The organism is Paraburkholderia sp. UCT70 (assembly GCF_050434085.1).
Taxonomy (GTDB): Bacteria; Pseudomonadota; Gammaproteobacteria; order Burkholderiales; family Burkholderiaceae; genus Paraburkholderia; species Paraburkholderia tuberum.
The window spans coordinates 2,610,720-2,626,542 of the sequence record NZ_JBNPVZ010000004.1 but is presented as its reverse complement, the minus strand read 5'-3'; the positions used below and the strand labels follow the sequence as shown (position 1 = coordinate 2,626,542).

Here is a 15,823-nt window from a genome sequence, read left to right as displayed (position 1 = left end):
GCGCAATACGCATTTATTCATTTGATAAATGAATTTGTTTTTTGGCGCGCTTCGCGATGCAATCCGGGGTTCCGCGATTTACCTGCTTTACAACCTTTCCCATGATGTCCGGCGACTTTTCGTGCCGGCCCGCGCTTTCGAGAGTGTTCGACATGACTGGCTTCAGCAACTGGCACAACCCTTATCCGACGCAACGTCTGCCCGTATTCGCACGCAATATCGTTTCGACCTCGCATCCGCTTGCGGCGCAGGCCGGGCTGCGCATGTTGTGGAAGGGCGGCAATGCCGTCGACGCGGCCATCGCGGCCGCCGCAGCGATCACAGTGGTCGAACCTGTGTCGTGCGGCCTGGGCGGCGACGCGTTCGCGCTCGTGTGGGACGGCAAGAAGCTGCATGGTCTGAACGCGTCGGGCGTGTCGCCGGCTGCGTGGAACGTCGATTACTTCAAGCGCAAATACGGCGAGGAAAACGGCTTCGCGAAACAGCCAAAGCGTGGCTGGGACGCCGTCACGGTGCCGGGCGTGATCGCCGGTTGGGAAGCGCTGCACCAGAAGTTCGGCAAGCTGCCGTTCGCCGACCTGATGGAGCCGGCCATCGAGATCGCCGAGCGCGGTCACGCGGTGGCGAGCATCGTCGCGTACAAATGGGCGGCCGCGGTGCCGGAACTGAAGGATCAGCCGGGCTTCGCGCAGACCTTCATGCCGCGCGGCCGCGCGCCCGAGGTCAGCGAACTCGTGCGCTTCCCCGGTCACGCGAAGACGCTGCGCCAGCTCGCCGAGCAGGGCCCGCGCGCGTACTACGAAGGCGAGATCGCCGAGCGGATCGCCGCGTTCGCACGCGAAGGCGGCGCCGCGCTGAGCGCCGACGATCTCCGCAACTACCGCGCGGACTGGGTCGAGCCGATCGGCAAGGACTATCGCGGCTACACCGTGCATGAGATTCCGCCGAACGGCCAGGGCATCGCGGCGCTGGTTGCGCTCGGCATCCTCGAGAAGTTCGACGTGAAGTCGCTGAAGGTCGACAGCGTCGAGTCGCAGCATCTGCAGATCGAAGCGATGAAGCTCGCGTTTGCCGACCTGTATCGCTATGTGGCCGATCCGCGGTCGATGGAAGTCACGCCCGAGCAGATGCTCGACGACGCGTACCTGAGCTCGCGCGCGAAGCTGATCGATCCGAAGCGGGCGACGTACTTCGACTTCGGCATGCCGAAGGCGGGCGGCACCATCTACATGTCGGCCGCGGACGAGAGCGGCATGATGGTCAGCTTCATCCAGTCGAACTACATGGGCTTCGGCTCGGGTGTGGTGGTGCCGGACAGCGGCATCGCGCTGCAGAACCGCGGCTGCGGCTTCTCGATGGATCCGAAGTCGCCGAACGTCGTCGAGGGCGGCAAGCGGCCGTTCCACACGATCATCCCGGCGTTCCTCACGCAGCAGGTGAACGGTCAGCAGGAAGCGGTGATGAGCTTCGGCGTGATGGGCGGCGACATGCAGCCGCAAGGCCATCTGCAAACGGTGGTGCGCATGCTCGACTACGGTCAGCAACCGCAGGCCGCGTGCGACGCGCCGCGCTGGAAGGTCAACCGCGACTTCACGGTCGATATCGAGTCGACGCTCGATCCGAAGACCACCGAGGGCCTGCAGAAGCTCGGCCACACGATCAAGTCGGTCGACGATCCGTACATGGACTTCGGCTCCGGCCAGTTCATCTGGAAACTCGATCGCAACGAGCCGGAGCCCGGCTACGTGGCGGCCAGCGACAGCCGCCGCGACGGTCTCGCCGCCGGCTTCTAGGCCACAACGAGGCAACGCCCGGGGCCGAGGTCCGCACCGGGACTCAGGTCCGACACCCGGGTAACACGTAACGAACGCGCGGCATGCCTTATGCCGCGCTATTGCGCGCCCGCCAGCCGCCTCGCTGACCCAGGCGGTGCCGCACCTACCACAGCTATCACGCAGCAGACAGGCAGGAGACCATCATGAACACCCCCGCGTCGCACTCGACGACCGCTTCCCCCCACGCCGCGCCGCTTTCGAAAGCGATGGTGCGGCGGATCGTTTTCTCGTCGTCGATCGGTAACGCGCTCGAGTGGTTCGACTTCCTGGTCTACGGCTACTTCGCGACGATCATCGCGAAACAGTTCTTCCCGATGCAGGACGAGTGGCTGTCGACCCTGCTCGCGATCGCCACTTTCGGCCTCTCGTTCCTGATGCGCCCGCTCGGCGCGATCGTGCTCGGCGTGTACGGCGACCGCAAGGGCCGCAAGGCGGCGCTCACGCTCGCGATCGCGCTGATGATGGTCGGTACTTTCACGATGGCCGTGATGCCGCCGTTTTCGACGATCGGTCTCGCGGCGCCGCTGCTGGTGCTGCTGGCGCGGCTCGTGCAGGGCTTCGCGGTCGGCGGCGAGTTCGGCAGCGCGACCGCGTTCATGGTCGAGCACAGCGCGACTCGGCGCGGCTACTACGCGAGCTGGCAGTTCGCGAGCCAGGGTCTCGCGGCGATCACCGCGGCGGCCTTCGGTTCGCTGCTGACCGCGTGGCTGCCGGCCGAGCATCTGAACAGCTGGGGCTGGCGTGTGCCGTTCGTGTTCGGTCTGCTGGTCGGGCCGGTCGGCTACTACATCCGCTCGCATCTCGACGAGACGCCCGAATTCCTCGCATTGCGAGAAGAACGCGCGGCTCGCGAGGCGGCTGGCGAGCACAAGGTCGTCAGCGGAACGAAGGACGCGTCGTTCTCGAATCAGTGGGTCAACCTGCTGCTCGCGATCGGCATGGTTGCGCAGTCGACGGTCGGCGTGTACGTGCTGCAGCTCTACATGCCGCTTTACGCGGTCAAGCAGCTGCATATGGCGGCGGCCGCGTCGTTCGGCGTGGTCGTGCTGAACGGCGGCATGCAGTTCATCTTCTCGCCGATCATGGGCGCGCTGTCCGATCGCATCGGCCGAATTCGCATCATGCTGAGCACGTCGATCCTGATGGGCCTGCTGATCTATCCGATGTTCGCATGGCTGCAGACACATCCGACGATTGGCTGGCTGCTCGTGCTGCAAGGCGTCGCCGGTATTTTCAAGGCCTCGTACTCGGGGCCGATGCCCGCGCTGATGTCGGAGATCTTCCCGACCCAGGTGCGCTCGACTGGCCTTTCAATCGGTTACAGCATCGGCGTGACGATCTTCGGCGGCTTCGCGCCGACCATCGTCGAAACCTTCATTCATTTGACCGGCGACAAACTCGCGCCAAGTTATTACGTCCTGCTTGCGGCGGTGCTCTCGGGCGTATCGCTGATCATCGTCGCGCTGCGCATGCGTCGCGTGTGTCCCATCCTGGGCGACGTCCAACCTGCCTGAGGAGGAGGGGGCCCGCCCAGGGGGGCCGTCTATGGGGCCCGCCTAGGGCGCCCGCCCGTGTCCTCAACCCCGCCGGGTCTGATGTCTGTCCGAAAAGCCAGCCTTTTGGGCTGGCTTTTTTTGCCTTGCGCACATCGTTTTAACACGTTGGAAGATTTCGACTATCTTGAAATCGGAACTGCGTCGATGCGGCATGGTCTGTGCTGTGTGATCTGCATGGTCGGATATCTCCGGCTAACATGCAGAGTACAAGGGCCCAACTCTAATTCACGGCGTTGTATCCGACACGCAGAAACATCACTGCGAGCGGTGGCAGTTGCGAAGAACTCCACGGGTCGGTACAGCATGGGAGCAAGACACGATGCACACAGAGCTGAACCATGTCATGCCCTGGCGGATCGAAGACATCGATCTGACGCGCATTGACCGTCAGAAGGCCGCGGCCAACGAGGACTTGCTGCTGTTGTTGTGCGCGGCTTCGTTCATCGAAAGCGGCACCGATCTCTACACCAGCAATCTGAGTACGTTTTTCAACGACGACCCCGAGGTCTCGGCCTGGCTCAACCACGAGTGGGAGCCCGAGGAAATGCAGCACGGCCGGGCGCTGAAGACCTATATCGCGTATGTATGGCCCGAGTTCGACTGGGACACCGCGTTCCGCAATTTCATGGGCGAGTATTCGCTCACGTGCTCGGTCGAGGATTTCGAAAAGTCCCGCGCGCTGGAGATGGTCGCGCGTTGCGTAGTCGAAACGGGTACCGCGACGCTGTATCGCGCGATCAACGAGTGCTCGGACGAAGCGGTCCTCAAGCAGATCACCGACAACATCCGCACCGACGAGGTCCGTCACTACAAGCACTTTTTCAGGTACTTCAAGAAGTACAACCGGATCGAGGGCAACGGTCGGCTCGCGGTGCTCGGCGCGTTGATGCGTCGCGTGATGGAAATCAAGAACGAAGATTCGGAGATCGCGTTGCGGCACGTGTTCGCGATTCGCTATCCGGAGCGCGTGCACGACTCCGCGTATAACCGCGAGCGCGCGGCGCGCATCAACAAGCTGGTGCGCCGTAATCTGTCCGCCGACATGTGCGTGAAGATGCTGCTCAAGCCGCTCGATCTGCCGGCGCGCATTCAGCCGGGCGTGCATTATCCGCTCGCGAAGATCACGCAGCACGTATTCTTTCGCTGAGCCATCGATCGTTGCGCGAGGCATCGGCTGAATGCAGCTGCAACACCCTGACGAAGCGAACCGGAGCCCGCTCATGCGGGCTTTGGTTTTTTCGAGGCATGATGGAGCTTTACCGACTACTTCGACTGGATCGATGGCATGAGCGCTTCCTCCTCCGCATCTACGTCCGCGCGTCCGCTCGAACAGATCGTGTTCGACGAATGGCCGGCCAACGTGCGCGCGTTGTTCGACGGTTCGTCGCTTGCGGACAAGCTGGGCTTCACCGCGTCGCTACTAACCGTCGACGCGAACGGCCACGTGCGCACATCTCTGCTGAGCGTCGGCGAACTCTATGCGCCCGACTCGCGCACGCTGTGCATCGCGCTATGGCCGCAGGCGCGCGCGACGCGCGCGATCGCGCAAAGCGGGCGCGCGGCGCTGAGCTTCGTCTGCGATGCGGCGTTCTATCAGGTGCAATTGCGTGTCGCGCCGCTGCCCGGTGTTGCTGGCGACGACAGCGGCCTCGTCTATCTGCTCGGCTCGATCGACACAGCGGAAGCGCAAAGCGTCCGTTATGCGCGCCTCACGGGCGGCATCACGTTCGAATTGCAAGGAGAGGGGAGTGAGGTGCTCGAGCGATGGGAACTGCAGGTCGAGCATTTGAAGCAGGCTGCCGCCGCGAGCAGCCGTTAGTCTTCGAGCAGGGAAGCGCTAACGGCTGATGCGCGGGCAGCCTTCAGGCCGCGCGACGCTTAACGGCCACGGTCGCCGTTGCGCGACGGTTGCGCACCACGCGGCGCATCGTTGCGCTTCGCGCCGCCGCCGAGCAACGCGCCCGGATTGCCGTTGTGCGAACGATTGCCCTGCGGCTTGCGCGGCGCATGATGCGCGGGAGCGCCATCATGCGCGGCGGTACGCGGCCGATCGTCGTGACGCTGCGTATCGCGACGCGGCTGATTGCCATTGCCGGCCGGCTTCGCACCTTGTGGCCGCGGCGTGGGCTGAGCGTTCGACGCACGCTGGCCCGAACGCTGACCCGTGCCTTGTCCCGAACGCTGACCGGAGCCTTGAGCCGGCTTGGCCGGTGCGCCACCAGCAGCACCGCCGTCACGACGCCCCGCACCTTGTCCCTGGCGCGGCGAGCGCCCGCCGCCGCCCTGCCCGCGTCGCAGGATCGGCTCCGGCTTCGCGGTCGGGTCCGGCTCGAAACCGGCGATCACTTCCTGCGGGACCGGACGTTTGATCAGCTTCTCGATGTCCTTCAGCAACTGCAGTTCATCGACGCACACGAGCGACACCGCCTCGCCGGTCGCACCCGCGCGACCCGTGCGGCCGATACGATGCACGTAGTCTTCCGGCACATTCGGCAGATCGAAGTTGACCACGTGCGGCAACTGATCGATATCGATGCCGCGTGCGGCGATGTCGGTCGCCACCAGCACCTGCAGCGTACCGTCCTTGAACTCGGCGAGCGCGCGCGTGCGTGCCGACTGGCTCTTGTTGCCGTGAATCGCGAGTGCGCTGATGTCGTCCTTCGTCAGCTGCTCGGCGAGGCGATTCGCGCCGTGCTTGGTGCGCGTGAACACGAGCACCTGGAACCAGCTGTGCTGACGGATCAGATGCGTGAGCAACTCGCGCTTGCGGTCGCGATCGACCGGGTGAATCTTCTGCGCGACCGTTTCGGCCGTCGTGTTGCGGCGCGCGACTTCGATCAGCGCCGGCGAGTCCAGCAGGCCATCGGCGAGTGTCTTGATCTCGTCGGAGAAGGTCGCCGAGAACAGCAGGTTCTGGCGCTTCGGCGGCAGCTTCGCGAGCACGCGCTTGATGTCGTGGATGAAGCCCATGTCCAGCATGCGGTCCGCTTCGTCGAGCACGAGGATCTCGAGATGCGACAGGTCGATGGTCTTCTGCTGCATGTGATCGAGCAGACGGCCCGGCGTCGCGACGACGATATCGATGCCGCGCCTGAGCGCATCGATCTGCGGATTGATGCCGACGCCGCCGAACATCACGGTCGACTTCAGCTTCAGATATTTGCCGTAGGCGCGCACACTTTCTTCGACCTGCGCGGCGAGTTCGCGAGTCGGCGTGAGGATCAGCGCGCGCACCACGCGCTTGCCGCCGGCGGCCGGCGGCATCGAATTCAGGCGCTGCAGGATCGGCAGCGTGAAGCCGGCGGTCTTGCCGGTGCCGGTTTGCGCGCCGGCGAGCAGATCGCCGCCGTTGAGCACGGCCGGGATCGCCTGAGTCTGGATCGGAGTCGGGCTGGTGTAGCCGAGTTCATTGACAGCGCGGACCAGCGGTTCGGACAAGCCGAGGGAATCAAAAGACATAAAAGCTCTTTGCAATGCAGTGTCGCGAACGGCCCCGCTGGGCCCAAAGGACCCCAACGCGGAAAAACCAGCGCGGCATCGACACGCCCGCATGGCGTGTTCGAGGCCGAGGCCCGGTTCCGTTCACGGAGAAATCGGCGGCACGCTCACAGATGTGCCGAATGTTTCAACGCGCTATGCAGACACGTCGACTGGCCTTAAGTTGCAATTCGTCGCCGTGGAATGTCACGCGACATAGCGCGCGACACTGACGAATTGACACAGACTGCCCGCCAGTACGAACAGGTGCCAGATACCATGTCCGTGGCGGATGCGCTCGTCGTTGATGAAGAAATAGATGCCGACGCTATAGATGACGCCGCCGGCCACGAGCCACGCGGTCCCCGCGGCCGGCAACGCCTGCACCAGCGGGTGGACGGCTACGAGCGCGAGCCATCCCATCAACACATACAGCACCATCGACACGCTGCGGGTGCGTCGCCCGAGCGTGAGTTCCTGCACGATGCCGAGGGCAGCGAGCCCCCAGCTCACGCCGAATAACGACCAGCCCCACGGTCCACGCAACGTAACGAGCGTGAACGGCGTGTAGCTGCCGGCGATCAGCAGGTAGATCGCCGAATGATCGCATTTCTGCAGAATCGCCTTCAGACGCGGATGGCTGACGCTGTGATACAGCGTCGAGATCGCATACAGCACGAACAGCATCGCACCATATACGGCGAAGCTGACGACCTTGTACGCGTCGCCGGCGAGCGCGCCCATCGTGACGAGCGCCGCCAGCCCCACCACCGACAGCACGGCGCCGACGAGATGGGTGATGCTGTTCAAACGCTCACCGAAGGGCACAACTCTTTCCTCCTGCACGGTCCCGCGAGGGCGACCACCAACACAAACAGGCCCACATGATACCGGTCCTGAAAAAACGAAGGGCGCGGCCGCGAATTTCGCAGGCCGCGCCCGGGGTGCGTCGAACCCTGCTTAGTCGAGCGGCGCCGAACGCAGATTGGCCACCTGCTGTGGCGACACGGCCGTGCCGTGGTTGCCCCAGGACATACGGATGTACGTCACGACCGCTGCCACTTCCTGATTCGACAGAGCTTGCGCGAAGGGCGGCATGCCATACGGATGCGGGTTCCCTTCCGTGCTCGGCGGATAACCACCGTTCAGCACCATGCGGATCGGGTTGACCGCGGACGGCATCTGGATCGACTGGTTGTTCGCGAGCGGCGGGAATGCCGGCGGCCGGCCGAGACCGTTTTCCTCGTGGCACTTCGCGCAATTGTCAGCGTAGATCTTCTGACCTTGCTTCAGCAGTTCGCCGCCGAATTTTTCCGAGGTTTCGAGCTGCAGCGGTTCCGGTGCTTCGCTCTTCTGCGGAATCGTCTTCAGGTACGTCGCCATCGCGTTGATGTCTTCGGCCGACAGATACTGCAGGCTGTTGTGAACTACTTCGGCCATCGGACCGAACACCGCGCCGCGGCTCGACACGCCGGTCTTCAGCAGATCGGCGATGTCCTTGAGGTCCCAGTCGCCGAGGCCGGCTTCCCTGTTCGACGTCAGCGATGGCGCATACCAGTTCTGTAGCGGAATCAGACCGCCAGCGAACGCCGCCGAGCTGACCGGGGCGCCCATCGCGTTGATCGACGTATGGCACATGCCGCAGTGGCCGAGGCCCTCGACCAGATACGCGCCGCGGTTCCATTCGACCGACTTGGTCGGATCCGGCTTGAACTCGCCTTCACGGAAGAACAGCGTGCGCCAGCCGATCAGCATGTTGCGCTGGTTGAACGGGAATTTCAGTTCGTGCGGACGGCTCGGCACGTTGACCGGCGTGACCGAGCGCAGATATGCGTAGATCGCGTCGGAGTCCGCGCGCGTGACCTTGGTGTAGCTCGTGAACGGGAAGCCCGGATAGAGCAGGCTGCCATCTTTCGAGCGGCCGGTGTGCATCGCGCGATAGAAGTCGTCCTGGGTCCACTTGCCGATGCCGTACTGGTCGTCCGGCGTGATGTTCGGCGTGAACATCGTGCCGAACGGCGTGGCCATCGGCAGGCCGCCCGCGAACGGCAGGCCGCCGCGCACCGTGTGGCAGGCGATACAGTCGCCGGCGCGGGCGAGGTACTCGCCCTTCTTGATCAGGTCGGCCTGGTCCGCGGGCGTTGCCGCCACGGCTGCGCCGCTGCTATGCAGATTGTCGCCGCCCGACCACAGGACGGGAACGAGTGCGGCGGCCGCGACCACGACGACTGCCGAGAGGGCGAACAAAGACTTGCGTTTCATTTGAATGTCTCTCCCGGCGCCTTATTGCGGTTCGCTGCCGCAGGCAAGCGGAGTCTTCAAGGAGCGGGCCGGAGCCGGCACGGGGTTTTGCGGAGCCTGCTGCGTGGAAAGCCAGGCCGCGACGGCGTTCACGTCTTCGTCGGACAGGCGTGTGGCGATCGTGTGCATGCAGTCCGGCGCGATCGCGTGACGCGTGCCCGAGCGCCATGAACCGAGCTGCGCGCTGATGTAGTCGGCGTGCAGACCGACGAGACCCGGAATCGCCGGTTCCATACCGGTCAGTGCCTTGCCGTGGCAGGCCGCGCAAGCGGGCACCTGCTTCGATGCATCACCGTGCAGCACGATCTGCTCACCGCGCGCGAGCGTGGCGGCCGAGACCGTCGGCTTGGCCGGCGTCGGATACGGCGGGCGCTGCTGCGAGAAGAACGTGGCGATCTGATGCAGGTAGTCGTCGGAGAGATACGTGACGAGGTAGTTCATCGGCGGGTACCTGCGGCGCCCTTCACGGAAGTTCTGCAACTGATTGAACAGATATTCCGCCGGCTTGCCGGCGAGGCGCGGGAAGTAGTCGTTGTCGGTACCTTGCCCATGCGAGCCATGGCAGGCCGTGCAGCCTTGCACGCGCGCTTCCATCGTGTCGGGGGCCTTCGGTTGAGTCTGCGCTTTCGCAGCGCTATAGACACCCGCGGTGCCGATCAACAGAAGGGCAAGCAACGGGCGGAAGAGGCGTCTTGAAGACACGCGTAACTCCATCAGAATCGGGGACCTGACCGAACTTCGGGCGGCTCGGTGTGAAGGACAGCCGTCGCTGCGGCGACGCAGCATTCTATCATCGAAGGGTAATGGTGACTATTTGCCGCATTAGAGACGGTTCCAGGTGTGACTGCCATGCGACAGTGTGTCGCGTTATGCCGGTTTCGGACTTTGGTTGCGTCACGGAACGTGGTCGACGTCTTTGCCTCAAAAATAATCACGGCGTCGCCGCCGCAAACGTGATGCCGTGTGACGCATTCGATCAAGCCACGTTGAACCGATCCCCGCGCGCACCATCGAAGCGTACACTTCCGGGCTCGCCGGCCGTCGTGCAGACGATGCGCCTCGCCGGCCCCGCTATGTCCCGTTCGTTCTCATCCGCTATCGGCCTTACATGAAGCTATTCGATTTCTCCTCGTCGACGCTGCGAGCGTTGATGTCCGGCGCGGTGGCGCTGGCCATGTCGTCCACCGCGTTCGCGCATGCGCATCCGATCTCGAGCGTGCCGGCCGCGAACGCCGACGCCGTCGCGCCTACCGACCTGACGATCCATTTCACCGAGCCGCTCGAGCCCGCATTCAGCAAGATCACACTCGCCGATGCAAGCGGCAAGCCCGCGACGCCGGGCGCGTCGACGGTCGATAGCGCGGACGCCCGCGTGATGCACCTCGCGCTGCCTCAGTTGACGAGCGGCCGCTATGCGGTGCACTGGATCGCGGTGGCCACCGATGGCCATCGTACCCATGGCGACTTCGCGTTCAACGTCAAATGAACTTCGACGGACTGTGGATCGGGCAGGTCGCAATGGCCGCGCTCATGAACGTCTCGTTCGGCTTCGCCGTCGGCTCGGCGCTACTCGGCGCATGGCTCGCGAGGGACGGGCTCCAGGGCACTTCACCGGCGCGTCCCGGCTGGATGCGCGCGCAACGCTCGATGCTCGCGGCCACCATCGTGCTGGTGCTCGCGGATCTCGGCTGGCTCCTGTATCAGGCGGCGTCGATGAGCGGTGTCGCGTTGTCCGCGGCGTTCGGCGTGGTGCCGACGGTGCTGACGCAAACGCATGTCGGCTATGGCTGGAGCGTCGCGTTCGGCGGCGCGCTGGTGCTGCTCGGCACCGCGCTGAGCCATGGCACGGGCATGCTGCGCAGTACGCTGCTGTGGCTCGCGGTGCTCGCGATCGCGGCGGGTAAGGCGTCGCTCGGTCATGCGGCCGATGCCGGCGTCGTGTCGGCCGCGATCGGCATGCAGACGCTGCACGTGCTCGCAACGAGCGTATGGGGCGGACTCGCGATGGCCTCCGGCCTGGCGGTGCTGCCGGCGCTCGGGGCATCCACCGCGCGGGGCATGCTGATCCGCACGGCGACCCAGGTGTCGAACGTGTCGATCGTCGCGGTCGCGTTCGTGTTGCTGTCGGGCGTCTTCAATGCGGTGCGCGACTCGGGCAGTTCGTTCGAAGCGATTCAGGCGAGCACGTGGGGTCATGTGCTGACGTTGAAGCTCGTGCTGGTCGCGCTCGCGCTGGTGCTCGGCGCGCTGAACCGCACATCGGCGGTGCCACGCCTGCGTCGCACCGCATCGACGATGGATGCGCACACCTTCGTCAACCTGATGTATCTGGAAGCGCTCGTGATGATCGGCGTGTTCGTCGTCGCGGCCGCGTTGTCACACACCGTGCCGGCGTTCGCTGCGCTCGGTTGAACGCGCGGCGCGGCATAGGCGATTGACCAATCGGCGATGGATGCGCGACGGCCGCGCGCGTCCATCGTGCGTCAGTTCTACGACAGCACCCGCGCATAAGCGCCGCATAAAAAAGCGCCGCACTACGAAGCCCGCTTACTCGAAGCCGAGGCGATGACCGAGAATCGGCGCGCAGAACAACGCGATCGCGCAGCCCGCGGCCTTGCCTTCGAGTTCGGCGCCGGCCGCGTGTGAGCCGACCATCTGCGTGAGCAGATCGAAGACCTGCGGCAGGCAGTACAGCACCGCCGCGGCGATAAAGCATTTCCCGACTATCGAGATGTTCCATCCGCGCTCGTACGCGAGCATCGCGCCAATGATGCGCAGCACGCCGAAAGCAACCAGCGCGCCGACCGCCGCCTGTTCGCGGATCAGATAGTCAGGAAGGAATTCGCCCATGGTGCTCCTCGCTGCATGCGTTGTTGGCATGCATTTCAGCAAGGAGCAAGCCGTACGTATGTCCGATACCGAACAAACGTCGCGAAAGCCAGGCGGGATAAGGTTCTGCGGGGAGTGATGCAGGTCGGGGCGGCAGCGCTCGAACGCCGGTTCGAGCCGCCTGGTCCGGGATGTTACGTTACTGCGACGGCCCGCGCGTCACGTGGCCCGCCGGCGGCGTTCCGCCTGCTTCGCTCAGGTGTTCAGATCACCATTCGGCGACGCTGCCGTCCGCGTGACGCCACACCGGATTGCGCCAGCGGTGACCGACCTTCGCCATCTCGCGCACCTTCTCTTCGTTGACCTCGATGCCGAGTCCCGGGCCCTGCGGAATCGACACGAAGCCGTCTTCGTACTTGAAGACTTGCGGATTCTTGATGTAATCGAGCAGGTCATTGCCCTTGTTGTAGTGGATGCCGAGGCTCTGTTCCTGGATGAACGCGTTGTAGCTGACCGCGTCGATCTGCAGACAGGTTGCGAGCGCGATCGGGCCGAGCGGGCAATGCAGCGCGAGCGCGACGTCGTAGGCTTCCGCCATCGCGGCGATCTTGCGGCACTCGGTGATGCCGCCCGCGTGCGACGCGTCCGGTTGGATGATGTCGACGTAGCCGCCCGACAGGATGTGCTTGAAGTCCCAGCGCGAATAGAGACGCTCGCCGAGCGCGATCGGCGTGTTGGTCTGATTGACGATGTCGCGCAGCGCCTCGGCGTTTTCCGACAGCACCGGCTCTTCGATGAACAGCAGCTTGTACGGGTCGAGTTCCTTGGCGAGCACCTTCGCCATCGGCTTATGCACGCGGCCGTGGAAGTCCACGCCGATTCCGATGTTCGGCCCGACCGCCTCGCGCACCGCCGCGATGTTGTTGATCACGCCTTGCACCTTGTCGAAGGTGTCGATGATCTGCAACTCTTCCGAGCCGTTCATCTTGACGGCCTTGAAGCCGCGCTCGACCACCGCGCGTGCGTTGTTCGCGACATCGCTCGGACGGTCGCCGCCGATCCACGAGTACACCTTGATTTTGTCGCGCACCTGGCCGCCGAGCAGCGCATGCACCGGTACGCCGTGATGCTTGCCCTTGATGTCCCACAGCGCCTGATCGACGCCGGCGATCGCGCTCATCGTGATCGGGCCGCCGCGATAGAAGCCCGCGCGGTACATCACCTGCCAGTGATCCTCGATCAACAGCGGGTCCTTGCCGATCAGATAATCGGACAGTTCGTCGACGGCCGCGGCGACCGTATGCGCGCGGCCTTCCACCACCGGCTCGCCCCAACCGACGATGCCCTCGTCGGTCTCGATCTTGAGGAAGCACCAGCGCGGCGGGACGATGAAGGTTTCGAGCTTGGTGATTTTCATGGTGTGTGTCTCCGGTGTCGATCGAAGTTGGCGCTTTGGCGCTTACTCCGAACCCATGCAAAGCAGGTCTGCGGGCATGCAAAATTTCGGGGAATTCCATGCTACAACAAAACTGCACTAAAATACTATTAATAGTATTATTTGCCACATAGTGGTGAGATCTGGCCGACTTACCGCCGCGTTGCGCGACGGGAGCATCAACCGCGAGGAGAAAACCATTCCGCACGATCTGCACGGGCGAGTCGCCCAACTGCTGGCGACCGCGATTCTGCGCGGCGACTATGCGCCGGAGTCGATCCTGCCTCGTGAAGCCGAGTTAATGGAGATGTTCGGCGTGAGCCGCACGGTGCTGCGCGAGGCGCTGCGCACGTTGACGTCGAAAGGGCTGATCGAATCGCGGCCGCGCGTGGGTACGCGCGTGCGGGTCAAGTCCGCGTGGAATCTGCTCGATGCCGATCTGCTCGACTGGTATTCACGCGTCGCCGAGCCGATGGCGTTCGCGCTCAAGCTGCAGGAAATGCGCGAGATGGTCGAGCCTTATGCCGCCGGCCTCGCGGCCGCCGCGCACACCGACGACACGTTGGGTGCGCTTGCGGCCGCGCATACCGCGATGGTGGCGGCGCGCAACGTCGACGAATGGGTGCGCGCGGATCTGCAGTTCCACCTGTGCGTGCTCACCGCGTGCAGCAACGAGCTGCTGATCCCGCTTGGCGCGCTGATCGAGCGCACGCTCGAGGCACAATTGCGGCTCAATGCGAAACGCGCCGATGTGTTCAACGCGTCGCTCGCCGAGCACACGGCGGTGTTCGACGCGATTCGCGCGCGCGATGCCGCCGCGGCGTACGCGGCGATGGCGTCATTGCTCGGCGTGACGCGCGGGCGAATCGAAGGCTAAGACGGACGTCGGCGCATTCGGTCTCAATCCATCGCTGCATGCGCGATCGACGCATCCGGTGCCTTGTGCGACGGCCGGATCAGCACCAACAGCGGGATGACCAGCAGCGTCGCCACGAACATCAGCTTGAAGTCGTTCAGATACGCGACCATCGCCGCCTGCTGCGTGATCGACGCGTTCAGCGCCGCGATGTCATAGTTCGAGCCGCTGTTGAGCATCGACTGGAGCGCCGGATTGAACGCGGTGACGTTCGCAGCGAGGTCCGCGTGCGAGATCTGCGTGTTGCGCGTCATCAGCGTCTGCACGATCGAAATGCCGATACTGCTGCCGATGTTGCGCATCAGGCTATAAGTCGCGGTGCCGTCCGCGCGCAGCTCCGGCGACAGCGTCGAGAACGTCAGCGTGGACAGCGGCACGAACACGAGGCCGAGTCCGAAGCCCTGGATCACGCCGGGCCACACGATGTCCGATGCCGATAGCACGATCGTGTACTGCATCATCTGCCACAGCGCGAACGCCGATATCAGGAAACCGCAGAGCAGCAACAGCCGCGCGTCGACGCGCTTCAGCAGCCGGCCGGCGATCAGCATCGCGACCATCGTGCCGGCGCCGCTCGGTGCGGTGACGAGGCCCGTGGTCGCGACCGGATAGCCCATCAGGTTTTGCAGCATCGGTGGCAGCAGCGCGCGCGTCGCGTACATCACCGCGCCGATCACGAAGATGAACAACGTGCCGGTCGCGAAGTTCGGGTCTTTCAGCAACTTGTACTTGAAAAACGAGCGCTCGCCGATCGTGGCCGTGTGCACGAGAAAAAACGCGAAGCTGATTGCCGCGACGAGCGCCTCGATCACGATCTCGGTCGACGAAAACCAGTCGAGCTGCTCGCCGCGATCGAGCATCGCCTGCAATGCGCCGATCGCGAGGCCGAGCGTGATGAAGCCGAACGCGTCGAACTTCACGTCGTGTTTCGGCTCGCGCGTCGGCAGGAAGCTCGCGACGCCGAACAGCGCGATCGCGCCGATCGGCACGTTGATGAAGAACACCCAGCGCCAGTTGTAGCTATCGGTGAGCCAGCCGCCGAGCGTCGGGCCGAGGATCGGCCCGACCATCACGCCCATGCCCCACACGGCCATCGCCTGGCCCTGCTTTTCGCGCGGGTTGATGTCGAGCAGGATCGACTGCGACAGCGGCACCAGCGACGCGCCGAAGATCCCTTGCAGCAGACGCGACACGACGATCTGCGGCAGCGTCTCGGAGAGCCCGCATAGCGCGGACGACACCGTGAAGCCGCCGATCGCGATCAGCAGCAGCCGCTTGACGCTGAGGCGATCCGCCAGCCAGCCGGTGAGCGGCGTGGCAATCGCGGCGGCGACGATATAGGAGGTCAGCACCCACGTGATCTCGTCCTGCGACGCGGACAGCGTGCCTTGCATATGCGGCAGCGCCACGTTGGCGATCGTGCTGTCGAGCGTCTGGATCAGCGTCGCAAGCATGATCGAGATCGTGATCATCG

14 protein-coding genes are annotated in these 15,823 nt (G+C 64.4%); 7 read left to right on the top strand and 7 right to left on the bottom strand.

Going from position 1 to position 15,823, the window contains the following annotated elements:
• Positions 1-152: 152 nt before the first annotated feature.
• From ggt to OKW41_RS37750, 4 genes are all read left to right on the top strand, one after another.
• Positions 153-1,793 (top strand): gamma-glutamyltransferase, encoded by a 1,641-nt coding sequence (gene ggt, locus OKW41_RS37765; protein WP_429575695.1) that lies wholly within the window; start codon positions 153-155, stop codon positions 1,791-1,793.
• Positions 1,794-1,978: 185 nt separating this feature from the next.
• The gene (locus OKW41_RS37760; RefSeq protein WP_429575694.1) at positions 1,979-3,349 is read left to right on the top strand and encodes an MFS transporter; all 1,371 of its coding nucleotides are present in this window, start codon (positions 1,979-1,981) and stop codon (positions 3,347-3,349) included.
• 361 nt (positions 3,350-3,710) lie between these two features.
• On the top strand, positions 3,711-4,538 hold the full coding sequence (locus OKW41_RS37755; RefSeq protein WP_429575693.1) for a ferritin-like domain-containing protein: 828 nt from the start codon (positions 3,711-3,713) through the stop codon (positions 4,536-4,538).
• Positions 4,539-4,676: 138 nt separating this feature from the next.
• Positions 4,677-5,210, top strand: coding sequence for a hypothetical protein (locus OKW41_RS37750; protein ID WP_429451641.1), 534 nt, complete (start codon positions 4,677-4,679; stop codon positions 5,208-5,210).
• 59 nt (positions 5,211-5,269) lie between these two features.
• On the opposite strand, the gene OKW41_RS37745 is transcribed toward OKW41_RS37750, so the two are convergent.
• The 4 genes from OKW41_RS37745 to OKW41_RS37730 form a co-directional block, all read right to left on the bottom strand.
• A complete protein-coding gene (locus tag OKW41_RS37745) occupies positions 5,270-6,850 on the bottom strand; it encodes a DEAD/DEAH box helicase (RefSeq protein WP_429575692.1) in 1,581 nt (526 codons plus the stop codon).
• A 225-nt stretch (positions 6,851-7,075) separates the two neighbouring features.
• Entirely contained in the window at positions 7,076-7,696 is a 621-nt protein-coding gene (trhA, locus tag OKW41_RS37740; RefSeq protein WP_035471054.1) for a PAQR family membrane homeostasis protein TrhA, read from the bottom strand.
• 132 nt (positions 7,697-7,828) lie between these two features.
• The gene (locus OKW41_RS37735) at positions 7,829-9,130 is read right to left on the bottom strand and encodes a c-type cytochrome (RefSeq protein WP_429575691.1); all 1,302 of its coding nucleotides are present in this window, start codon (positions 9,128-9,130) and stop codon (positions 7,829-7,831) included.
• Positions 9,131-9,151: 21 nt separating this feature from the next.
• Positions 9,152-9,883, bottom strand: coding sequence for a c-type cytochrome (locus tag OKW41_RS37730; RefSeq protein ID WP_429356121.1), 732 nt, complete (start codon positions 9,881-9,883; stop codon positions 9,152-9,154).
• A 394-nt stretch (positions 9,884-10,277) separates the two neighbouring features.
• Between OKW41_RS37730 and copC the strand changes: the two genes are divergently transcribed.
• Positions 10,278-10,655, top strand: a complete 378-nt coding sequence (gene copC / locus OKW41_RS37725) for a copper homeostasis periplasmic binding protein CopC (protein WP_429575690.1) — start codon at positions 10,278-10,280, stop codon at positions 10,653-10,655.
• Positions 10,652-11,581 (top strand): CopD family protein, encoded by a 930-nt coding sequence (locus OKW41_RS37720; protein ID WP_429575689.1) that lies wholly within the window; start codon positions 10,652-10,654, stop codon positions 11,579-11,581. Before copC ends, OKW41_RS37720 begins: the two co-directional genes overlap by 4 nt.
• A 135-nt stretch (positions 11,582-11,716) precedes the next feature.
• Here the strand turns inward: OKW41_RS37720 and OKW41_RS37715 are convergent, their stop codons facing one another.
• Together OKW41_RS37715 and dgoD are read right to left on the bottom strand one after the other, a co-directional pair.
• Positions 11,717-12,019, bottom strand: a complete 303-nt coding sequence (locus tag OKW41_RS37715) for a hypothetical protein (protein ID WP_429575688.1) — start codon at positions 12,017-12,019, stop codon at positions 11,717-11,719.
• Between the two features lie 247 nt (positions 12,020-12,266).
• A complete protein-coding gene (gene dgoD / locus OKW41_RS37710) occupies positions 12,267-13,415 on the bottom strand; it encodes a galactonate dehydratase (RefSeq protein WP_429575687.1) in 1,149 nt (382 codons plus the stop codon).
• Between the two features lie 181 nt (positions 13,416-13,596).
• Here dgoD and OKW41_RS37705 point away from each other — a divergent pair, with 181 nt between their 5' ends.
• Positions 13,597-14,310: a FadR/GntR family transcriptional regulator gene (locus OKW41_RS37705; protein WP_429451628.1), complete on the top strand. Its 714-nt coding sequence runs from the start codon at positions 13,597-13,599 to the stop codon at positions 14,308-14,310.
• A gap of 23 nt (positions 14,311-14,333) precedes the next feature.
• On the opposite strand, the gene OKW41_RS37700 is transcribed toward OKW41_RS37705, so the two are convergent.
• On the bottom strand, positions 14,334-15,803 hold the full coding sequence (locus OKW41_RS37700; RefSeq protein ID WP_429576541.1) for a DHA2 family efflux MFS transporter permease subunit: 1,470 nt from the start codon (positions 15,801-15,803) through the stop codon (positions 14,334-14,336).
• Between the last annotated feature and the right edge of the window lie 20 nt (positions 15,804-15,823).